The 19,933-nt window shown below is 60.8% G+C and carries 20 protein-coding genes; 8 read left to right on the top strand and 12 right to left on the bottom strand.

Annotated features, from left to right (window positions below; all coding sequences use genetic code 11):
* The 3 genes from ybaK to K8W16_RS10185 form a co-directional block, all read left to right on the top strand.
* Positions 1-411, top strand: a 411-nt coding sequence (ybaK, locus tag K8W16_RS10195; protein WP_304123288.1) for a Cys-tRNA(Pro) deacylase, incomplete at its 5' end; no start/stop codon positions are given.
* Between the two features lie 101 nt (positions 412-512).
* Positions 513-2,036 (top strand): sigma-54-dependent Fis family transcriptional regulator, encoded by a 1,524-nt coding sequence (locus K8W16_RS10190; RefSeq protein ID WP_304123284.1) that lies wholly within the window; start codon positions 513-515, stop codon positions 2,034-2,036.
* A 356-nt stretch (positions 2,037-2,392) separates the two neighbouring features.
* Positions 2,393-2,980, top strand: a complete 588-nt coding sequence (locus K8W16_RS10185; RefSeq protein ID WP_304123282.1) for a GNAT family N-acetyltransferase — start codon at positions 2,393-2,395, stop codon at positions 2,978-2,980.
* A gap of 680 nt (positions 2,981-3,660) precedes the next feature.
* Here K8W16_RS10185 and K8W16_RS10180 read toward each other — a convergent pair.
* The 7 genes from K8W16_RS10180 to K8W16_RS10150 all read right to left on the bottom strand — a co-directional run bounded on the left by K8W16_RS10180 (position 3,661) and on the right by K8W16_RS10150 (position 10,753).
* Positions 3,661-4,371: a formate dehydrogenase subunit gamma gene (locus tag K8W16_RS10180; RefSeq protein ID WP_304123280.1), complete on the bottom strand. Its 711-nt coding sequence runs from the start codon at positions 4,369-4,371 to the stop codon at positions 3,661-3,663.
* Entirely contained in the window at positions 4,368-5,126 is a 759-nt protein-coding gene (locus K8W16_RS10175) for a 4Fe-4S dicluster domain-containing protein (RefSeq protein ID WP_304123277.1), read from the bottom strand. The genes K8W16_RS10180 and K8W16_RS10175 overlap by 4 nt, the downstream gene beginning before the upstream one ends.
* A gap of 12 nt (positions 5,127-5,138) precedes the next feature.
* Positions 5,139-7,295 carry a molybdopterin-dependent oxidoreductase gene (locus tag K8W16_RS10170; RefSeq protein WP_304123274.1) on the bottom strand — a complete coding sequence of 719 codons (2,157 nt, stop codon included), beginning with the start codon at positions 7,293-7,295 and terminating at the stop codon, positions 5,139-5,141.
* A gap of 306 nt (positions 7,296-7,601) precedes the next feature.
* Entirely contained in the window at positions 7,602-7,841 is a 240-nt protein-coding gene (locus K8W16_RS10165) for a transcription factor (protein ID WP_077073011.1), read from the bottom strand.
* A gap of 75 nt (positions 7,842-7,916) precedes the next feature.
* The gene (locus K8W16_RS10160; protein ID WP_304123270.1) at positions 7,917-9,086 is read right to left on the bottom strand and encodes a hypothetical protein; all 1,170 of its coding nucleotides are present in this window, start codon (positions 9,084-9,086) and stop codon (positions 7,917-7,919) included.
* A 164-nt stretch (positions 9,087-9,250) separates the two neighbouring features.
* Positions 9,251-9,544 carry a helix-hairpin-helix domain-containing protein gene (locus K8W16_RS10155; protein ID WP_304123267.1) on the bottom strand — a complete coding sequence of 98 codons (294 nt, stop codon included), beginning with the start codon at positions 9,542-9,544 and terminating at the stop codon, positions 9,251-9,253.
* A 204-nt stretch (positions 9,545-9,748) separates the two neighbouring features.
* Positions 9,749-10,753 carry a TOBE domain-containing protein gene (locus tag K8W16_RS10150; RefSeq protein WP_304123264.1) on the bottom strand — a complete coding sequence of 335 codons (1,005 nt, stop codon included), beginning with the start codon at positions 10,751-10,753 and terminating at the stop codon, positions 9,749-9,751.
* A 321-nt stretch (positions 10,754-11,074) separates the two neighbouring features.
* Here K8W16_RS10150 and K8W16_RS10145 point away from each other — a divergent pair, with 321 nt between their 5' ends.
* Positions 11,075-12,727, top strand: coding sequence for an FmdE family protein (locus K8W16_RS10145; RefSeq protein WP_304123262.1), 1,653 nt, complete (start codon positions 11,075-11,077; stop codon positions 12,725-12,727).
* Positions 12,728-12,791: 64 nt separating this feature from the next.
* Positions 12,792-13,448, top strand: coding sequence for a molybdenum cofactor guanylyltransferase (locus tag K8W16_RS10140; protein WP_304123259.1), 657 nt, complete (start codon positions 12,792-12,794; stop codon positions 13,446-13,448).
* Between the two features lie 232 nt (positions 13,449-13,680).
* Here the strand turns inward: K8W16_RS10140 and selD are convergent, their stop codons facing one another.
* From selD to yedE, 5 genes are all read right to left on the bottom strand, one after another.
* Complete coding sequence (gene selD, locus K8W16_RS10135) at positions 13,681-14,748, bottom strand: selenide, water dikinase SelD (protein WP_304123256.1); 1,068 nt, start codon at positions 14,746-14,748, stop codon at positions 13,681-13,683.
* A 118-nt stretch (positions 14,749-14,866) separates the two neighbouring features.
* A complete protein-coding gene (locus K8W16_RS10130; RefSeq protein WP_304123253.1) occupies positions 14,867-15,784 on the bottom strand; it encodes a sugar kinase in 918 nt (305 codons plus the stop codon).
* Positions 15,772-16,356 carry a DUF3343 domain-containing protein gene (locus tag K8W16_RS10125; RefSeq protein WP_304123250.1) on the bottom strand — a complete coding sequence of 195 codons (585 nt, stop codon included), beginning with the start codon at positions 16,354-16,356 and terminating at the stop codon, positions 15,772-15,774. The genes K8W16_RS10130 and K8W16_RS10125 overlap by 13 nt, the downstream gene beginning before the upstream one ends.
* On the bottom strand, positions 16,356-16,559 hold the full coding sequence (locus K8W16_RS10120) for a sulfurtransferase TusA family protein (RefSeq protein WP_304123247.1): 204 nt from the start codon (positions 16,557-16,559) through the stop codon (positions 16,356-16,358). Before K8W16_RS10120 ends, K8W16_RS10125 begins: the two co-directional genes overlap by 1 nt.
* A gap of 17 nt (positions 16,560-16,576) precedes the next feature.
* Positions 16,577-17,665: a YedE family putative selenium transporter gene (gene yedE, locus K8W16_RS10115; protein WP_304123244.1), complete on the bottom strand. Its 1,089-nt coding sequence runs from the start codon at positions 17,663-17,665 to the stop codon at positions 16,577-16,579.
* 396 nt (positions 17,666-18,061) lie between these two features.
* Between yedE and K8W16_RS10110 the strand changes: the two genes are divergently transcribed.
* From K8W16_RS10110 to K8W16_RS10100, 3 genes are all read left to right on the top strand, one after another.
* Positions 18,062-18,790 carry an AzlC family ABC transporter permease gene (locus K8W16_RS10110; protein WP_304123241.1) on the top strand — a complete coding sequence of 243 codons (729 nt, stop codon included), beginning with the start codon at positions 18,062-18,064 and terminating at the stop codon, positions 18,788-18,790.
* Positions 18,787-19,107, top strand: a complete 321-nt coding sequence (locus K8W16_RS10105) for a branched-chain amino acid transporter permease (protein ID WP_304123238.1) — start codon at positions 18,787-18,789, stop codon at positions 19,105-19,107. Before K8W16_RS10110 ends, K8W16_RS10105 begins: the two co-directional genes overlap by 4 nt.
* Positions 19,108-19,223: 116 nt before the next feature.
* Positions 19,224-19,916 carry a GDSL-type esterase/lipase family protein gene (locus K8W16_RS10100; RefSeq protein WP_304123236.1) on the top strand — a complete coding sequence of 231 codons (693 nt, stop codon included), beginning with the start codon at positions 19,224-19,226 and terminating at the stop codon, positions 19,914-19,916.
* The last annotated feature ends 17 nt before the right edge of the window (positions 19,917-19,933 follow it).

The raw sequence follows: 19,933 nt of genomic DNA, 5'->3' as shown, positions 1-19,933 counted from the left end.
TATCCTGTGGATATTGATGATCTCTCCGCCACGCACGTTGCGGAAAGCATGGGGGTGGATCCTTCCTGCGTGTTTAAAACTCTCGTCACGCGCGGGCATCCGGGCGGCATCGCCATGGCCGTTGTCCCCGGCAACGCCGAGCTCAGCCTGAAAAAACTCGCCGCTGTTTTTCACGACAAAAACGTGGAAATGGTACCTCTTAAAGAAGTACTTCCGCTGACGGGATACATCAGAGGGGGGTGCTCCCCTGTGGGCACAAAGAAGCCCTACCCCGTCTGCATCGACGAATCCGCCAGGAATTTTGAAAAAATCTATGTTTCCGCCGGACAGCGCGGCCTGCAGTTCTTCATCGCGCCGGAGGATCTGGCCCGCGCGGTCAACGCCGTGTTCGCCGATATCGTCATGCGCTGAGCCCCTCCCTGGCCCTGTGCAATCCTAGAGCGCTTCTCCGGCCGCATCTTTGCACCGAGCCCAAGGCCCGTCTTCCGGGATATTCAACGTCCACACTCACCATGTACCTTGTCCTGCTTACCGAAATCGCCGACGCGCTGGAGCGTTCCCTGCCCCCGCGCGAGGCGCTCCAGCTCACGCTTCAGATCATGGCCCGGCACCTGGCCGTGAAGCGGGCCTCCATCGCACTTACCGACCCCGACGGAAGCGAAGTGCGCATCTACGCATCTCTCGGGCTTTCCTCCACGGAAGAAGCACGGGGCCACTATGCCATGGGCGAAGGCATCACCGGCCGTGTCATTGCCGGAGGGCGGCCGGAAATCGTGCCCGACGTGGCGGGCGACACGCGCTTTCTCAACAGAACAAGATCCAGAAACCTGCGCAAGGAACACACGGCTTTTCTCTGTGTGCCCATCCGTCTGGATGATCAGGTTGTGGGCGCGCTTGCCGTGGATCGCAGAACCGGGGCAAGGGAAACGCTGGACGATCAGAGCCGCCTGCTCACCGTCATCGCCTCCCTCATTTCCCACACCGCCGGGCTGTGCCGTGCCGGCCTTTCTCCCGCTCCTCGCAAAAAGGAAGAAGCCAGGCCCGGCCGCATCCCGGGATTCATCGGACAATCCGAGGTCATGGATCTTGTGTTCACCCGCATACGACAGGCCGCGCCCTCTTCCACCACGGTGCTTCTCCGCGGAGAAAGCGGCACGGGCAAGGAACTGGCTGCCCATGCCATACACGAAGCGAGCGGAAGAAGGAACAAGCCCTTCATTTCCCTGAACTGCGCCGCCCTGCCCGACAGCCTGGTGGAAAGCGAGCTTTTCGGCCATGAACGCGGAGCCTTCACCGGAGCTACGGGTATACGGAAGGGACGCTTTGAACTGGCCGACACGGGCACTCTTTTTCTGGATGAGGTGGGAGAACTCAGCCTGGCCATGCAGGCCAAGCTTCTGCGCGTCATTCAGGAACGCAGTTTCGAACGCCTGGGCGGCATGGAAAGCATACAGGTCGACGTGCGGCTCATCGCCGCCACCAACCGCGACCTGGAGCAGATGGTCAGGGAAGGTTCCTTCCGCAAGGATCTCTATTACCGCCTCAATGTCTTCCCCATACAACTTCCCCCTCTTCGTGACAGGCAGGAAGACATTCTTTCCCTTGCGGCGCATTTCATCCAACGCTACAGCACGGCCAACGGCAAAACAGGCGTACGCCTTTCCCTTTCCGCCATGGAAATGCTCCAGCGCTACCGCTGGCCGGGCAATATCCGCGAGCTGGAAAATATCATGGAACGCGCCGTGCTTCTGGTCGGGAAGGAAGGGCTTATCCTGCCCCTGCACCTGCCGCCCAACCTGCACAGCTCAGGCTGCCCCTACGGCGAGGAAGGCGGCTCTGAGGCGCATCCCCTCATGGGCTCCCTGCAACAGCGGCTGGACGAGATGGAGCGCGCCTACATCATCGAAGCCCTTTCCCATTTTCAGGGCCACCTCGGCCATGCCGCGAAGGCCCTGGGACTCACGGAGCGCATGATGGCCCTGCGCATGAAAAAATACGGCGTCAGCTACAAGGAATTCCGGCACGCCGCCCTCTGAGGGCTTCCCCTCTCTTTCCCTGCCGAGCAGGCGGTTGCGGCCGCTTTACCTGCGTACTTTTCGGGGAAAACTCATGCAGAGCCGGAAAAACAACAAGGGGGCTTCCCCGGCCGTCCCGGGAAAAAGGGAAACGTCGCGCAAGGAAAAAGTTTTCCCTGCCGAGGTAAAGGCTGCCCTCACGGACGGGGAACCAGTACTTCATCCCGCTCCCTTTTTTCCCGGCAGCCGGACTTGCTTGCCCTGCCCCAAAACAGCCACGGCGCTTTCAGCCCGCCGGAGAAACGCCCCGGAAGCGCAAAGCCTCCAGAAAAACGGCAGGCCGCGTACCGCCCATGGCCTTACCGCAAGGAGAAAACATGATTCTTGAAACTCCGCGCATCCGCCTGCGCCCGTGGAAGGAAGACGATCTTGCCCCTTTCCGGGTGCTGAATGCCGACCCCACCGTCATGCGCTTTTTTCCCGCCCCGCTGACCCATGAGGAAAGTGATGCCCTGGCAGCCGCTCTTCAGGAGCGCATGAAGCGGCAGGGCTTCGGACTGTGGGCTTTGGACATTCCGGGCCTTACCCCTTTTGCGGGATTCGTCGGGCTGAACGTGCCGGCCTTCAAGCCTTCTCTTGTCGAGATCGGATGGAGGCTGCACAAGGACTTCTGGGGGCAGGGCTTTGCCACGGAAGCGGCGGCCCTTGCCATGGAAGCGGGCTTTTCCCTCTTTCAGCTGAAGGAGATATGCAGCTTCACCGCCACGCTCAATACGCCCTCAGAGCGCGTCATGCAGAGGCTCGGCATGGAACATCGCCCGGAAGACGACTTCGACCACCCCGCCCTTCCCCCGGAGCACCGGCTCGCACGCCATGTGCTCTACCGCATGAGGATAGAGCTCTGGGCCGTCCGGAAAAAACGCTTTCCCTTCCTTCTCGAAATGCGCGTCCACAGGGAGGACTAGCTCCTCTGCCGCTGCCTGCGGGCGGCAGTACAAGCCTGCCCTGCGTCATTCCATGTTCTTTCCTGCGGCAGGCGCATCTCGCCTCCGGCGGAGGCAATGCCCCTCTTTTCCGAAGAGGGCCCGCAGCTTCTCTGCCGCAAGCCCCCGGAAAGAGCTCCGGAGCACTCTTTGCCGGGCGGTACCTAGCTGCATCGTATCCGGGACATAAGCCGGACCCGCCCGCCCTGCCTCTCACGGCCGAGAACAACAGCCTTCCTCACGACTGCGGCTTTCTTTTCAGAAAAAACATGTCCGGTCGCTTCCCGGCGGAATCCATCGGCAAAGACTCCCATATCTTTAAAGTAAAGCTTTAAAAATAAGGGAAGTGTCGGCACGTCCCACAACTCGGTACGGAAAAGAGATCCTCGCAAAGGCTGCGCGGCAGACGAGCGTCACGCCTCCCTGCCACTGCTTTGAGGCGGAAGACGTGCCTTTGCCATTCCCCGCTATCCGGGCGCATGCCGCTGCGGATCCCGTACGGTGCCCCCGCCCTTTTCCGCACATTCCTTTTGCGGTAAAATAAAAAGGAGGCGTCCTCATGCTCCATTCTCCGTCGAGCCTGCCGCCCCGACGGCCGGAAGCTCAAAAAAAGAGCGAAGCCTCTGCGGACTCCGCTCTTTTCCCATGGTTCAGGCAATACCTTACAGGCGGCCTTCCTTCTTCAAAGCCTCATACCAGAGCGGGTTATGATGCTCTATGTGATGCCTGGGCACAAAACCCGTGAACATGGAGCGCAGGGCCGGGCCTTCGCCCGGAGCCAGCGCGGCCATGTAAATGTGCACGGGCAGCAGTATGGCCATGACGGCGGCGCAGCAGAAATGAAGGAAAATGCTCCACTGCAGCACAGTTTCCGACAGGGCATATTCCACATTGCCGGAGAAGAAGCCCATGATGATGCCCGTCACGGCAAGGCCTATGCTCGCGAGCACGGCCATGACGGCCACCATGCGCTGACCGGCATTGTAAAAGCCCTGAGGCGGAAGCGCCGGATCTATACCGAGCTTCATGGTCTTCTTCGGGCCGAGCACCAGCCAGAGCCCCTTCTTCATGCACCATTCGATATCGCTCTTGATATGGAAGGTGGTGACTTCGCGCAGGAAAGGCAGAACCTCCTTGCGGCAGAAAATCACGATATACAGGGCGTACACGACAACCCACAGGGAGCCCACGGCAAGGTGCGCCACCAGAAGGCCTCTGTCGCCGAAGATTCCCTGCCAGAGATTGATCCACCACTCGCCTACGGGCTGCATTTCACCGGCAAGCAGGGCGAAGCCGGAAAAAAGCAGGAATATCCAGCAGACCGCATTGAACCAGTGCATGAATATCGCGGAACGGGAATGTCGACGGATCATGCGTTATCCTCCTTCTTCGCTTCGGCGGCCGCACCTTTCTTTTCCGCCGCGATTTCCTCATCTTCCTTTTCGGAAGACTTGATGAGCTGGCGGACAAAAGTGCCCGTCAGTGCGGCAAGCACAAGGCCGCCCACCCAGGTGACGCCCTTGGCCAGAGGCCGCATGGCGTCCACGGGATAGCTCACGGTCTCGCCTTCGGGCAGGGCTGCGGGGGTGGTGGCGTCAAGATAGGTCAGCGTGGGCTTTGCGCCGCTGTTCATGGGGATGACGTGCACAGCCTTGCGCGAGGCAAGGGCTTTCGCAACATCGGAGGAGGGATCGTCCGCATCGCCGAAGATACGGCAGTGCACGGGGCACACGGCCACGCAGGCCGGAACTTCGCCGGGAGTGCTCGTCCGGCAGTAGTCGCACTTGTCTGCCGTGCCAGTCACGGGATGGCGGAACCTTGCATGGTAGGGACAGGCGGCAATGCAGCTTCCGCAACCTATGCAGCGGGAACGGTCGATTTCCACAGCGCCGTCCGCCCCCTTCCATGTGGCTCCCGTAGGGCAGGCGCGCACGCAGGAAGGATCGTCGCAATGCATGCAGGCCCCGGGCTGGAACTTGAAGCCGCAGGGGGAACTTTTACTGTCCGTTTCATGCACCCAGTTGCGGGAAAGGCCGTAGGGAACATGATTGCGCTGCTGGCAGGCAATGATGCACGCCTTGCAGTTCATGCACTTTTCAGAATCAATGACCATGACATATCGAGCCATGACGACCTCTCATCATATTTTTCTCAGGCGGCATCCCGTGCAGTTGTGCTGCGCAGAAATGCGGTCCCAGTAATTCGGGAGGATATCGCAGATGGATTCGCTCTGATTTTCCTTAAGCGGCGTGGTCCGGCAGCAGTTGGCCGGGGTGAACACTGCTCCGGGCAGCACGTTGTCCGTAATGTCCACCCAGGCTTCGATACCGCCCATGGTGGTTTCCAGCATCACGCGGTCGCGCTGCTTGAGGCCGAGCTCCTGAGCAGTCTTCGGGTTGACCTGTACGAAGCGGCCGTTCGAGAACTGCGCCATGGAGCGGGCGAAGTTGGTGAGCGTCTGCTGCCAGTGCCAGAGCTGCTTGCCCTGGGTGAGGATGAGCGGGAAATCCTTCTTGCCGTCCTTGCTCTTCGGATGCCCCTTGGGGTAGTCCCAACGGTTGATGCCGCCGAATACCCTGTCCACCACAGTCATCTTGCCCGTAGCGGTAAGAAGCTTGCCCTCGGTGAACACCGTACCCTTGCGTTCCTCATCGCCCTCGGCATAGAGGGGCCACGTCACTGTGGCGGAGGAACGCATACGCTCCATGGTGATACCCTTCCAGGAAGGAACCTCCTTCTGCATCATACGGCATATTTCTTCCGGATCCTTGAAATTGGGATAATGCTCAGGATCCATCTTGAGGCCTATGTCGCGATAGAACTGCCAGGCAGGCACGCAGGAACCGGGAGCCTCCACGATTTTTTCACGCCAGGCCACCTGATTCTCGTTGCCGTAGCCGCAGCCCTGACTTTCCGGGCCGAAGGTGGCGGGAATGAACAGGGTGGAAACTTCGGACTCCTCATCCAGGAAAAAGCCCATATGCACCACAAAGGGGACCTTCTGTATGGCCTTGCGCACGCCGAGCGCGTCGGGGTTGCGGCGATAGCTGGAGTTCAGGAAAAGAATATCGAGGTTCTTCTTTTCCATGGCCATGCGCAGGCGGCGGAAGTTCATCTTCGGGGTATGGTTCTCGCCGAAATAGTGATCCACCAGCTCCTCGCCGCCGCCGGGCTTGCCGCTCTGGAAGGTGAGCATGCCCTTGCCTTCGCCGATGAGGTTGTCGCGCAGGGCCTGCATGAGAATAATGGAGCGGTCGGTGGTGATACCGTTGGTCTGGCGGGACAGAGAACCGCCGATCCAGACTATGGTCTTTCTGCTTGAGGCCACGGTATCATAGAAGGCGACCAGCTCCTCGCGGGAAAGCCCGGTGATGGACTGCACATGCTCCAGCGTGAATTTTTCCGTCTGCGGGGCGAGGTTCTCGAAGTCCTCTATCTGGAAACGGGCCCGCTCTTCAGCATAGGCGCCCTTTTCCAGAATGTAGTGAATAGCGCCGAGCGCAAGCACACCGTCGGTGCCGGGCTGCGGGCGGAGCTGATTGTCACACCAGATGCTGGTGCGCGTTTTGCGCGGGTCAATATAGATGATCTTGGTGCCCGCCTCGCGCGCGGCTTTGAGCCAGCGGGTATAAGGGGGGTAAAGATCGTTGACGTTGGCACCCCAGAGTATGACGGTTTCCGCCTTGGGCAGTTCGTCCACCTGAGTAGAGCCGCTGTTCACGCCGAGCATGAGGCCCAGCATGTTTGAAGCCGTAGACACGCAGGTTTCCCCGGGAGGCATGGCCTGTACGCAGCCCACGGTGCGCAGTGTCATGAGTGCGGCCACCTCGGATTCAAAGCAGTCCCACAAAGGCATGGTCAGCGCGACGCGGTTGCCGCCCTTCTCACCGTACTTGTCGCGCACAGCCTTCATGCGTTCCACCACCATGTCCACCGCTTCCTGATAGCTGATCCTGCGCCAGCTTCCGTCCGGCTCATGGTACATGGGTTCGGTGATGCGGAAGGGACTGTCCATGAGCTCAAGGATGGACATACCCTTGGGACACATGGCCCCGCCTGTCCAGTGATTCTCCTTGTCGCCGGTGATGTTCAGGATCTTGCCGTCCTGCACGCGGGCGGTATAGGTGCAGCGCACCTGGCAGAAGGGGCAGTAGCCCTTGACTTCCGTCACAGGACCGCCTTTGGGGGGAACGTAACCGATAGCGCGGGCTTGGGAGGGATTGGCGATAGCCGCGCCCCCTGCGACCAGAGCCGCACTCAACTTAAGAAAATTTCTTCGTGAGTAAGCGTCGGGCATGATGAACCTGCCTGTTGAACTTGTTGGGCAGCAAACTGCCTGAAAATACGCGCCGCTTCCGCCGCGTTACCCGGGCCGGACCGCCCCGGAGCGGGGAATCCTTCTTCCGGGGTCCCCTTGGAAGAAATCCTTCCGCCCCCCCTCTTTCAGGGTGTATCGCCGGTGAAAAGTACACCGCTGCGCGTATGGATGGGAAAGAAAAGCCAGACCTCAGCCTGGCCCTTCTGCTGAAGCGGGCATCAACTGCCTGCCTCAGCGGATGGAAAAAGGGCACGGGAACCGCAGAATCCCCGTGCCCGACCGATGCTATTTGAACACGTCCATGCCCTTCAGATGTTCATCGTACATCTTGCCGTACCAGCGGCTGATGAAGTGAACAGTGGAGCGGCACGCCTTGCCGACGACAAGGTCAATGTTCTTGCCCTGGGCGCGAGTCGCGAGGTTGTCAGTCTTGGCCTTGGCGGTCTCGACATGCCAAGCCTTCACGGTCTTGCCGTCAAATTCATCGATAACGATTTTGAACTGATTGTTAGGACCAACAAACACGTTGTTGGCTCCGCCGTCGAGTATGATCGGTTCCTTGTTGGCGATCATGACTTCGTGCGGATAGGTGCAGGTCGCTCAGGTCTCGGGACGTGTCAGGAACCGCGGGTCAGCAGGCCAGTCGGAACCATTCTGCACGTCGATGACATCAGAGTATGCAACCAGTTCAACCTTACCGTCCTTGAACGGATTGCCGGGGCGGATGTTCAGGTGGACAAGAGTCTTGCCATCCTTGGATACCACATAGCACTTGTCGCGCTCAACCATGGACTGCATGAGCCACTTGGCGTTCTTGGAGTCTATGTAGAGCTTCTTGGTGGTGACGGTACCGGCCTTGTCGGTAATGGAAACTTCCACACTGTCCTTGCCGATGTTCTTCACCGCCACGCTGGCATCGCCGACCTTGAAGGAGTCGTTGTTGCCGTAGGTTCCCACCACGGGCTTGGCGGGAGACATGTAGATATCGGTGCAGCTGTCGGTGGCAAGTTCGCGCACATAAACATTGTTGTTTTCGTCGATCTTGTCCACAACGACCCAGGTGCGGCCGACGCTGGACACGTTGTGCCCGTAGTCGAAGCGAGAGAGGTTATTCGTTTCGTCAGGCACGGTATGGCCCACGGGCTGACTGGAGCCCTTCACCAGGCCGCCGTCGGCGGCGTCATTGGTGATGCTGGTGCCGACCTTCACAGGGAAAGAGGAACCGTAGTAGTTGCCGGTGGTCTTCACGACCTTGAACACGGCTTCCTTGCCGTCAGCCAGGCCATAGGTCGTCCAGCCTTCCACGGAGGAAAGTTCCCAGCCGCGGGACTTGTCCGCGTTGCTGGTGATGATATCGCCCTTCTTCATGACTACGTCGCGCACGATATCGCGCACATAGCGATCCACGATGACGCGGTAGGTGTCGCCGGCCATGGTGATGGGTTCATTGTCGAAGGGATACCAGTTGCTGGAACGGGCGGTGGTGTACAGGCCTTCGGAAGGAATGATAATCTTTCCGTCTTTGATGTAGCTCTGACGAATGACAATGCCGTCGTTGATGGTGCGTTCGAGGCCGAGCATGGTCTTTTCGTGACGGTTGTTCACAAGACCGATGAGTTTGGCCACCACGGCGGCGTTGCCCGCAGGAGACTTCATGGCCGCGCTGCCGTCGGCAGGGGCCACTCCAGCCAGAGCTACTCCGTTCAGGCTTGCGGCAAGCAGCAGAGCAAGAGACAGCTTGCCGAGGCCCTTGAGAGCACTCATGTTCATATAGAACTCCTTAGGATGATACATTCCGGCCCAAGGACAAAAACGAGGGGACGTTCTGCGCCATCCCGCCGCAGAGTCTCTCGGGAAACAACGATTTCCCATGAAATCCCGGAATGTTAAGAGCAAATTCAGCCCCTCCGCAGAAGCGGAGGGGACAAGAAGGATCAGCAGTTGCAGTCGAAGCTGGCAACGCCTTCAATCTCGAAGTGTTCGTTGATCTGCTTGATCTTGGTGTCGGTAACGCCTTCCACATCCTTCAGTTCTTCATAGCTCGAGAAGTCGCCGACGTTCTCGCGGTATTCCACGATCTTCCTGGCGAGATCAGGGCCGATGTTGGGATCAGCGGCGAGCTCTTCTTCAGTAGCGCTGTTCAGATTGGCTTTTTCAGCGGCGAAGGCGGTGCCGGTAAAGCAAAGGGCGGCAACGGCGAAGCAGGCAAGAATGCGCTTGATATCCATGACACGTTCTCCTGAAAAGTAAAGGTGGAATTATTGTCTGGTTCTCATATCCGCTTGTTCTTGTTCTGTCAAGCTTTCGTACTCTAACATGTACCGGGAAATCTTTCCGGATCCGGCCCTCCTCAGCCGACAGATGAGACCAGCCTGAAGAAAGCGCACCATGTTTCCCCATGCTTGTGAAGGCCTTTTTCTTTTTCAAATTTTTCAAACCGGGAGGGCAAAAGCCCGGCCGAAGGTGAAATCTTCCGGCCGGATGAACACCCAGACTTCCTTCCCCCGCACAGGGCGAAGCTTCTCAAGCATGTCCCGGGAAAGCACGGCGCAGAATTCCTGCCCGCCCTCGGCGAGCCTGACCATGACCCGGGCCTCTTCACCGCGTTCCAGAATATCGACGACATGGGCGCGGAAGCAGTTTGTCTCCCGCTCCCTGCCCGGCAGAAGCTTCACCTGCAAAGAGCGCACGACGACACTCACTTCCTGAAGATCCCGTATGTCGAGGCGGGAAAGGGCGCGCGTGGAGCAGCGTACCGCAAAGGCCGTACCAGAAGGGGTAACGACATGCACAAGGCAGGAAAATTCTCCTTTTCTGACAAGCAACGGCCTTCCGCTCACCATGTTGTGGCGCCCTGCCTGGCGCGACCCCTCCCAGAGACGGAAGGACTCTCTCAACTGCAGAAGCTCCCGCTCTCCTGCCCTGCGCCTTCCGCCCCTGCCGAGAACAAGCTCCACAGTGGAAAGCGGCACGCCCTGGCGCAGAAGTTCCTGTTCCCGGAAATTCCGTATATCCGTGGGGTTCACGCTGCAAAGCCCGGCCTCCTTTGCCCGAAGGGTGAAAATGCGCCGCACATATCCCTGGTCGAGCCTGCACAGCCTCCCTTTTTCCCTCACATTGCAGGGAGCGTCGCGAAGTTCCAGAATTTTCTTCAGCGCGGTGCGCGGCAGGGGCACGACTCTCTCCCATTTTCCCCGTACATGAAGTACGGCGTTTTCCTTGTCGATATCGTCCGCATCATCCACGGCGAGAGCCTCCCCGAGGCGCAGCCCTGCAAAGCGGATGAGCAGGCAGATAAGCAGCACTCTCCCGCGGGAACATTGCTGCATGGGTCCGGCAGCCTCTTCATGCCACCGGTAGAAAGCCTGAAGGAAGGCTCTCAGAGCCCTCTCTTCCAGGATGCCTCCCCCGACACTGTTTTCCTTCTTTTCCGGCATAATATCTCTCCGGCCGCGAGGCTATCAGAAGCAATCACGATTTTCCAGAAAAAAGGACTCGGTTGGGAGCCTTTTCAGAACATGCTATTTTGCACCGTTGCCCTTTCCTGCCCGAAGGCGATGAAGGAAACTGGAAATTGCGTCTTCCATCCTTTAATAATGAACCTGAATCGTTCCTGCCGTAAAAGCATTGCGGCAGGCCGCACGTTTCAAAAGGCATGTACGCTTTTCCGTCCCTCGCGCAGTCCCGAAGAAAGGGCCGGAGCCTCATCAACCTGCCGCTTCCTGAAAAAGAAAAGCGGCCATGCAAACGGATGCATCATGAACATAGGCAACCATACATTCAACGAGTTCAAGTCGCTGGCGGAACGCTTCCACGGCTACGCCGCACCCGGCCTTCTGCTCGGCGGCTACATGGTGGCGCTGGCCAAGAAACATCTGCCGGAAGGCACGCTCTTCGAGGCCATTTCCGAAACCCGCAAATGCCTGCCCGATGCGGTGCAGCTCCTTTCTTTGTGCAGCATGGGCAACAACTGGGTCAAGGTGCGCAATCTGGGCCGCTACGCCGTCACCTTGTACGACAAATACACGGGAAAGGGCGTGCGCGTCAGCGTGGATCTCAAGAAACTGGAAGCCTGGCCGGAATATTACAGCTGGCTCATGAAGAAAAAACCCAAGAAGGCGCAGGATGAGAAAAAGCTCCTTCTGGAAATAGAAGATGCGGGCGACAGTATCTGCCGCGTGGAGGAAGTCACCGTGCATGCCGGTCTTCTGGGCCATGCTCCGACCGGCGCCGTAGCCGTCTGCCCCGTATGCGGGGAAGGCTACCCGGCTGCCGACGGCCCCATCTGCCGAGCCTGTCAGGGGGAAACCTACTATGCCGCCCAAACGCAGCCTCCGAAGGAGGCCGCCTCCTCCACGGGCGTGCGCGTCGTGCGTGCGGAGGATGCCGTGGGCAAGGTGCTCGCACACGACATGACGCGCATCGTGCCCGGTGAATTCAAGGGCAGCGCCTTCACCGCAGGGCAGACGGTAAGCCCCGGCGATCTCTGCCGCCTCCAGCAGATAGGCCGCTTCGACGTGGCCGTTGTGGATGAAGGGGCCGCCCCCTCGCCGAAGGGGGCCCCTGCCCATGAGAACGAAGCTGCCGAAGCCTTTGCCCGACGCATGGCCGGGCCGGGTGTGCGCTACAGCTTGCCTCCCCGCGAGGGGAAAATTGATTTCGTGGCCGATTGTTCCGGCCTCCTTTCCGTGAATGTAAAAAAGCTGGAACGCTTCAACCTCGTGCCCGAGGTAATGTGCGCTTCCCGGCAGGATGCCACGCTGGTTCAGGAAGGCAAGAAAATTGCCGGGACAAGGGCCATTCCCCTTTTCCTCAGCCGGGAGCACATGGGCCAGGCCCTTTCCGTGCTCGGAGAAGAGCCGCTCTTTACCGTCACGCCCCTGCGCCGCGCACGCATGGGCATACTGGTCACGGGCACGGAAGTGTTCAACGGACTTATTGAGGACAAATTCATTCCCGTCATGAGCGAAAAGGCCAGGCAGTACGGCTGCGATGTTCTGCGCACCGCCATAGTGCCCGACGACAGGGTAAAAATCGCCTCGGAAGTGAGAACCATGCTGGAAAGCGGCGTGGACCTTCTCGTGACTACGGGCGGCATGTCGGTAGATCCGGGCGACGTCACCCGGCCCGGCCTTCTGGACGCCGGCCTTACGGATATGCTCTACGGCATGCCGGTACTGCCCGGGGCCATGGCCATGGTGGGCCGCATCCCCACCGCTTCCGGCGACGTGCAGGTCATGGGCGTCCCGGCCTGTGCGCTCTTTTTCAAGAACACGGTGTTCGACCTGCTCCTGCCCCGGCTTCTGGCGGGCCGCCGCATCACCCGCGGCGAAATTGCACGGCTCGGCGAAGGCGGATACTGCCTGACCTGCTCCGTATGCACCTTCCCCAAGTGCAGCTTCGGCAAGTAGCACGCCTTCACAGAGCGGCCGAGCGAGGAACGCACCCTGCCTGAAGCGGGAAAGGCGTCTCCTTATGAAAAAAACAGTTCCCGTGGGGTGTGAAATGACAGGCCTTGTGCTTGCGGGAGGCCGCTCCTCCCGCTTCGGAAGCGACAAATCCCACGTCGTGCTTCACGGCGCGGGAAACATGCTGGCATGGAGCTGTGCGCTCCTCGCCTCTCTGCCGGGCATCAGCCGCGTCGCCCTTTCCTGCCGTCCCGATCAGGTGGAGGAATTGCACGGAGCTGCCTCCCTGCTCATTCCCGACGAGTCTTCCGGCCCCCCCTCTCCCTTGCGCGGCCTGGTGGCGGCACTCAAGCGCACGGGGGAGCCGGTATTCGCCATACCCTGCGACCTTCCCCTCATGACGGCGGATATTCTCTCTCTGCTTATCCGTGCCAGGCAAAGCCGCCTTGAGGCCCCCTCCGGCCCCGTCCCTCTTCTGCGTACCACCTTCATCGACAGTGACGGATTTCTGGATTCGCTCATCGGTATCTATGAAAAAGAAAGCCTCCCCTTTCTGGAAGACGCCCTGGCCCACGAACGCTGGGGCGTATGGTCGGCCATTCCAGCCGGGGGGAACTGCCTTGTGCCCCGGCCAGACAGCCCGGCTTTTCTCAACATGAATACCCCCGAAGATTTTGAACACGCCCTTTCCCTTCTGAAAGCCGGAAAGCGGGACATGCGCTGAAGCTGCCCCCTCCGGCATGCGTTCACGGCCCGTTTGCCCTTCCCCGGGGGGGGGAGGCCCGCCGGGAAGACCGGAAAGCGTCATGCCGGAAGCGCCGTACCGCGCCTTTCCCGTCTTCGTCTTTGCCCGGCTCATCCCAACAAAAAACTCACCCTGTCCGCTCTCTTTTTTCGCCCGGACGCGAAAACGGCCCCCCGCACGGGCGGGGAGCCGTTTCTTGCAGTTTTTTCCTTCACGCCAGGATGAGCCTTGATTTCCCTCCCCGCAAAGGCAGCACCCGGCCCACAAAGAAAGCCGGTTCTCCCAGTGCGGTAAGACGCTCGCAGGCTTCCTCACGCCGCGCCTCGGGCACGGCCAGAAGAAGCCCTCCCGAGGTCTGTGCGTCAAAGGCCAGCGTGGCCCTGAGTTCATCCGCGCTTTCGGCCACAATGGTGCGGCAGGCGCAGTAGTCGCGGTTGCGGTAGGTTCCCGCAGGGATAAGCCCGCAGGAAGCAAATTCCTCCACCTGCGGCATGAAGGGCAGGAGGCTCGTTTCAAGCTCCACGCATACCCGGGATCCCCGGGCCATTTCCAGCACATGCCCGCCCAGGCCGAAGCCCGTGATATCCGTGGCGGCCTTCAGGCCCATGGCCCGGATCACTTCCGCGCCGTGGGCGTTCAGCCTCGTGGTCCAGCGGTACATCTCGCGTTCGGCCTCGTCTCCCCCCGGCCATTTGGCCTTGATAGCCGTGGCCAGCACCCCGGTCCCCAGGGGCTTGGTGAGGATAAGCGCATCGCCGACCTGCAAAGCGTCGTTCTTCGCGGCGCGCTCAGGGTCGATCACACCCGTGACTGACAGGCCGAACTTGATCCATTCGTCATCCAGCGTATGCCCGCCCGCCAGCACGGCCCCGGCCTCGGCCACCTTTTCCATGGCGCCGGAAAGAATATCCGCCAGCACGGATATAGGAGTGTCCGATTCCGCCGAAGGCGACGGGAACGCCGCGATGTTCATGACCGACCAGGGCCGGCCGCCCATGGCATACACGTCGGAAAGGGCGTTGGCCGCGGCCGTCTGCCCGAAAAGGCGCGCGTCGTTGCCTATGGGGCCTAAAATATCCACGGTCTGCACCAGGGCAAGACCTGCGGGCGGGGCCTTGATGAGTACGGCGTCCTCATTGTTGGAAAAGCCGTGCAGGATGCGGCCTTCCCTGTCGGGCGGCGGCGTGATATCGGCAAGTATCTGCTCCAGCAACGCCGGAGAAGCCTTGGCCGCTCAGCCGGCCCCTTTCGTCTTGTCCATCAGGCAGTATGTCGCCATGGGATCTCCTTTGCAGCCAAGAATTTTGCAATGAAAAGCCTCGGGCCTATCCCCTTCTGCCCGGGCATGGTCTGAGCGTCCGTTCCGGAAGCACGGCCCATGGTAAAAGGAAAAAGCCTCAACGTACAGGCGTTCCCTGTACGGAGGGTTTTTCCAGCCCTTTGCCGACATGGCGCATGAAGGAGGCAATGCTCGTCGCGGGCGTCGGGTTCGTGAGCTCTCCCGTGCGCCTCGCGCTTTTTGCGGCCAGAAGGCAGGCTTCGGCAAGGGGGACGCCCGCCGCGGCGAAGGCCGTGAGCAGGCCCGTGACCAGGTCGCCAGTGCCCCCCACCGGCTCCATGAAAGGCAGGCAGGGCTTTTCCACACGGCCCAGGATACGGCCTTCTTCCGCCACCATGTCCACGGCGCCCTTGACGAGCAGAAGGCGCGCGCTGTCGCCGTGATCCCAGGCAAGACGAGCCAGTTCCGGTACATCCCTGTCCCCGGCCAGAAGAAAACCCCGGGTATAAAAGGGGTGCGGCGCCTTTTCGTCCGCCAGGAAGGCCAGCTCCCCGGCATCGGGAGTGAACACGTCGTAGCGCGAGGCGTAGCCGCTCATTTTTGCGGCATACATGAAGCCCGCGTCCGCAATAAGCCCGGGCATGGGCCCCTTGCGCGCCTCCAGCGCCATGAGCACGCGGTTATGCCCGTCCACGCTGGGGAAGAGGTAATGGAAGGTCAGGCCGCCGAGGCCTTCCGATGCAGGACTTTCCAGCCAGGACGCAAGAAAAGCGTAAAGCCGTTCGCTCCCCCGGGAGGAGCCGCAGTCCCCGGCAAGGAGCACGGCCGGAGCCTCCCCTCCCAGTGCTTCCAGGGCCAGGGTCGCCGCCGCCGCAAGGGCGGGGGTACCCCGCTCCACGGGCACGGAGGGCACGGGAGCCTCTCCGTCGCAGGCCTTCACATCCACAGGCACAAGCCTGTCCCCTTCCACCTTCCACGTTCCCATGCACAGGGGGAAGGTATCGTCCGGCACGGTGCCGCATATCAGCCAGCGCATGATGCTCCTCCCTCGGTGTTCCACAGGCGGCGCGCTTCCAGAAAGGCCTTCTGCAGGGCATAGGAGCAGAGGGTATGGCCCTGCACCCGCGGCTCCTCGGCCCCGCATATCTGCTGCCCCACCAGGAGCGAGGCCAGATAGGGCACGTCCGGGCAGCCCCCGCCGGAAACATTGACGATGCGCCCGGAAGAGCGCTCCACGGTGATTTTCACATTGGCGGCCTGCACCATGAACCACTCGCCGTAATCCTTGACGCGGAAAAGGGAAACGGGCTCCAGAAGCGGGCCGCTCACGGGAACTACGGCCATGGGGTTGAGCCTTTCCCCCTCAAGGACGCGCCTCACGGCCGATTCCATGAGCAGGGGAAAGGCCACCACCATATCGCACCCGGTGCGAAGTTCCGGCGGAGGCCCCTTGACCTCCACCGGAAAACCGGCCGCCTGAAGACAGCGTTCCGCCTGTATGACTTCTCCGGTATGCTGGAAGACCAGAAAGCCCTTTTCCACGCCATGGCCTTCCGGGACGGTCTTGCCGCCACGCCGTTTCCACCAGCCGGTGATACTCTTGAGCATTATTTACGAAGCTCCAGGCGAACGATGCCGTCGCCTTCTTCCCTGGCCTCTACCTTCCAGCCGTTCTTGGCCGCCGCACGGCTTACGTTTTCCTGGCTGGTGGTGTTGTCCACAAGCACGTCGATGGGATCAGCGCCGGAAAGATGGGGGTAAACCATAAGTACAGGCTGGGGGCAGGAAAGCCCGCGCGTATCAATAAGCATAGCAGTCTCCTTGGGAATCAGACCTTCTTGGAAAAAGCGAAACCGATGAACAGGCACAGGGCAAGGCCGATGAGTGTGCCGTGCACGCCGTAGGCGCCGATGCCCGCGGCGGAGCTGGCCGTGCCGAGGTTGTGTGCCATGGCTGCACCCGCCAGCATGCCGAGGGCGAAAATGGCCGCGTCGCTGTCGCCTTCACCGGCCATGAAAAGCTGCCTGCCGGGGCAGCCGCCGGCCAGGGCGAAAGCGAGCCCGGCAGTCACCATGCCGAGGAAGTTCCAGAGGCCGTCGGTATGGGCCACGGGCTGGCCTTCAAAACCGGCATGGAAGCCGCCGGTGAGCATGTTGGCGACTATGGCCGCCACGAACATGGCCGCCACCCCGAGGAAGAGGTGGGCATAGCGGAAGAGGATGAGGTCGCGGAAAGCGCCCATGGTGCAGAAGCGGCTGCGCTGTGCCAGCGCGCCTATGACGAGGGCCACGCCGAAAGAGAGCAGGAAGGGGGCGTGGGCTGAGCCCGGGCCGCTCTGGGAATAGAAGAGAGGCCCGCTCTGGGCCTGGCCGCTCACCTGTGGGAAGGCGAGATAAAGGCCCAGAAGGCCGACCATGATCAGAGGGAAGAGCCAGCCTGCGGCCGCGTTCTGCCTGACGCTGCTGCCCAGGGAATAGCCGCGCTTGAAGAAGAAGGTGCCCCCCGCGATACCGCACACGAGCCCGGCAAGGCCGAAAAGGGCGTTGCCGTCGCCGCCGGCAAGGCGGAGTATGGTACGCCACGGGCAGCCGAGGAAGACCAGGGCGCCCACGGCCGCAATCATGCCGAGCACGAAGCGCACCAGGGGCGAGGAACCGCCGCGGGGACGGAATTCCCCGGCGACCAGGGCCATGCCCAGGGAACCGAGCACGAAACCGATGATTTCAGGGCGGATATACTGCACTATGGCCGCGCGGTGCAGGCCGAGGCCGCCCGCGATATCGCGCTCAAAGCAGGCCACGCAGATGCCCATGTTGGCGGGATTGCCGAATTTCTGCAGCAAAATGGCTGCCACGCCGATGACTGCGCCGACAAAGATGATGCCGGCCGTACTGGCAAAGGGGTTCTTGCCGTTCATGGAAAGGCTCCTCCGGAAGAATGTCTCACAACTGCCATGCCGCAACAAGGTGCGGCGGAATCCGTGTACCCTGCACGGCAGCGGAAGGAAGAGCCTTGATTCAGGCGGGAAAAATCATGCACGCCCGAAGAGAGTCCAGGGAACTTCCAGTTCCGCCGAACCCGGGCGTCAGGTAGCGCCGCGGAAGAAGACTTCCACGGAAGAAACGGACTCTATCCGCCCCGTATCCCTGATTGCGAACATGGTTTCCCCTGACATGATTTCCTTCAGCTATACCCCGAGGCATACCCCCTTGCAAGAAAAATATGCCCGGCTCATCCCCAGTAGCGGAGCTTTCACGCCTCTTGCAGGGCTTGCTGCGGGGTGCTACACAAAAAAATTCGTTCAGGAGGTCTCATGGCGTTTTTCCCCTCTTGCCGGACAAGAAGCACGGCGCTTGCGGCTGCGGCCGCCTTCCGCTCCACACTGCCTATACTCGTGGGCTTCGGCTTCTGCGGCTTTTCCTACGGACTCTACATGCATTCCCTGGGCTTTGCGCCCATCGTGCCCGTCCTCATGGCCGCGGTGATCCTTGCAGGCTCCCTGGAATTCATCATGGCCAGCATGCTTACCGGCCCCTTCGCCCCGTTCACGGCCTTCACCGTGGGGCTCGTGGTCAACGCGAGGCACCTTTTCTACGGCATCGCCATGCTGGAAAGCTACCGTGACACGAAGGCCTTCCGGCCGTACCTTATTTACGCTCTCATCGACGAGACCTTTTCCATCCTCGCTTCCGAACCCCTGCCCCAGGGGGTGGACAGGCACCGGTACTTCTTCTTCGTCACCCTGTTCAACCAGTGCTACTGGGTATTCTCCACCGCCATAGGCGCGTATTTCGGCAGCGCCCTGCCCTTCAGCACCGAAGGCATGGAATTCGTACTCCCCGCCCTCTTCCTCGCCATATTCACGGGAAGCTGGCAGAGGGAAACGCGCCATGCCCCTTTCCTTGCCGGGATCGGGCTCACCCTTCTCTGCCTGCTTGTCTTCGGGGAGGAATACTTCCTCCTGCCCTCCATGGCCCTCATCGTCGTTTTTCTTCTGCTTTTCCGCAAAAAGCTCTCTTTCCCGGCGGGAGGGCAGGCATGAGCACCCTTCAGATCACCCTCATGATAGCCCTTGCCGCCCTGGCCACACAGATCACACGCTGGGCTCCCTTCCTGGTTTTCCGAAGAAAGACGCCGGATATCGTCGCCTACCTCGGCACAGTGCTGCCCCCTGCCATATGGGGCATGCTCGTGGTGTACTGCTTCCGCAACGGGCCTCTTACAGCGGAAAGCTCCGGCCTGCCCGAAGCGCTGGCCGCGGCCCTCACCATCCTTCTTCAGGCATGGAAGCACAACATGGCCCTCTCCATAGCGGGCGGCACTTTCTGCTACATGTTTTTTCTACGGCTTGTCTTTTAGCCTTCCTCGATGCTACGCTCCCCAAAAGCCCCGCGGGCCGCGGGGCCGCACACACGCCCCGGCAAGAACGGCGTGAAGATATCTTTCTTTCCCCCCGGATGTTCAAGGAGTTTTTCATGGCCGCAAAACGTCTGCTCTGTTTCGGCGATTCCAACACCTACGGCTGGCAGGCCACCCTGGAAGGCCCTGCGCTCCGCTACCCCCGCGCGCTGCGCTGGACGGGGAGGCTCTCCGACATGCTCGGCCCCGACTGGGAAGTAGTGGAGGAAGGCCTCGGGGGGCGCACCCTGCGCGACCACTTCACGGTGGGAAGCGGCCTTGCTGTGCCGGGTGCTGGCCTCTGTGCAAAGGACTATCTTCCCGCCTGCCTGCTCTCGCATCTTCCTCTCGACGCCGTCGTCATCATGCTGGGCAGCAACGACATGAAATCAGCCCTCAATCGTTCGGCGGAAAGCATTGCCGAAGGCATGGGAGAACTTGCAGACATGGTGCTTTCCTTTCCCTGGGAAGGCGTCCTGGACTACCCTCACCCTGCCCTCATCCTGGTTTCACCCCCGTATATCGGCGAGCGCAAGATGCGCCTTGCCGGAGAACGCTACAAAGGCGCGCCGGAAAAATCCCGCGCTCTCGCCGCCCTCTACCGGCAGGTGGCCGAAGATAAAGGAGCGGCCTTTCTCGACGCCGCCCATGCCGTAGGCGGAAGCCCCTTCGGCGAAGCCCACGGGGAAGACGGCATGCATCTCAATGAGGCAGATCACGCCGCTCTCGCTGCGGCGCTGTTCGAAAAAATGCGCGCCGTATTTTCATAACGAAAAAATATCCTTTT

It is taken from the genome of Mailhella massiliensis, from assembly GCF_020741395.1.
In the GTDB taxonomy this organism is placed as follows: Bacteria; Desulfobacterota; Desulfovibrionia; order Desulfovibrionales; family Desulfovibrionaceae; genus Mailhella; species Mailhella massiliensis_A.
The sequence above is the reverse complement of the archived record's forward strand: the minus strand, read 5'-3'. Positions and strand labels throughout refer to the sequence as shown.

Coding starts and splice junctions, on each gene's coding strand:
- K8W16_RS10190 (WP_304123284.1), top strand. CDS start 513: ATGTACCTTGTCCTGCTTACCGAAATCGCCGACGCGCTGGAGCGTTCC.
- K8W16_RS10185 (WP_304123282.1), top strand. CDS start 2,393: ATGATTCTTGAAACTCCGCGCATCCGCCTGCGCCCGTGGAAGGAAGAC.
- K8W16_RS10180 (WP_304123280.1), bottom strand. CDS start 4,371: ATGATCCGTCGACATTCCCGTTCCGCGATATTCATGCACTGGTTCAAT.
- K8W16_RS10175 (WP_304123277.1), bottom strand. CDS start 5,126: ATGGCTCGATATGTCATGGTCATTGATTCTGAAAAGTGCATGAACTGC.
- K8W16_RS10170 (WP_304123274.1), bottom strand. CDS start 7,295: ATGCCCGACGCTTACTCACGAAGAAATTTTCTTAAGTTGAGTGCGGCT.
- K8W16_RS10160 (WP_304123270.1), bottom strand. CDS start 9,086: ATGAACATGAGTGCTCTCAAGGGCCTCGGCAAGCTGTCTCTTGCTCTG.
- K8W16_RS10155 (WP_304123267.1), bottom strand. CDS start 9,544: ATGGATATCAAGCGCATTCTTGCCTGCTTCGCCGTTGCCGCCCTTTGC.
- K8W16_RS10150 (WP_304123264.1), bottom strand. CDS start 10,753: ATGCCGGAAAAGAAGGAAAACAGTGTCGGGGGAGGCATCCTGGAAGAG.
- K8W16_RS10145 (WP_304123262.1), top strand. CDS start 11,075: ATGAACATAGGCAACCATACATTCAACGAGTTCAAGTCGCTGGCGGAA.
- K8W16_RS10140 (WP_304123259.1), top strand. CDS start 12,792: ATGAAAAAAACAGTTCCCGTGGGGTGTGAAATGACAGGCCTTGTGCTT.
- K8W16_RS10130 (WP_304123253.1), bottom strand. CDS start 15,784: ATGCGCTGGCTGATATGCGGCACCGTGCCGGACGATACCTTCCCCCTG.
- K8W16_RS10125 (WP_304123250.1), bottom strand. CDS start 16,356: ATGCTCAAGAGTATCACCGGCTGGTGGAAACGGCGTGGCGGCAAGACC.
- K8W16_RS10120 (WP_304123247.1), bottom strand. CDS start 16,559: ATGCTTATTGATACGCGCGGGCTTTCCTGCCCCCAGCCTGTACTTATG.
- yedE (WP_304123244.1), bottom strand. CDS start 17,665: ATGAACGGCAAGAACCCCTTTGCCAGTACGGCCGGCATCATCTTTGTC.
- K8W16_RS10110 (WP_304123241.1), top strand. CDS start 18,062: ATGGCGTTTTTCCCCTCTTGCCGGACAAGAAGCACGGCGCTTGCGGCT.
- K8W16_RS10105 (WP_304123238.1), top strand. CDS start 18,787: ATGAGCACCCTTCAGATCACCCTCATGATAGCCCTTGCCGCCCTGGCC.
- K8W16_RS10100 (WP_304123236.1), top strand. CDS start 19,224: ATGGCCGCAAAACGTCTGCTCTGTTTCGGCGATTCCAACACCTACGGC.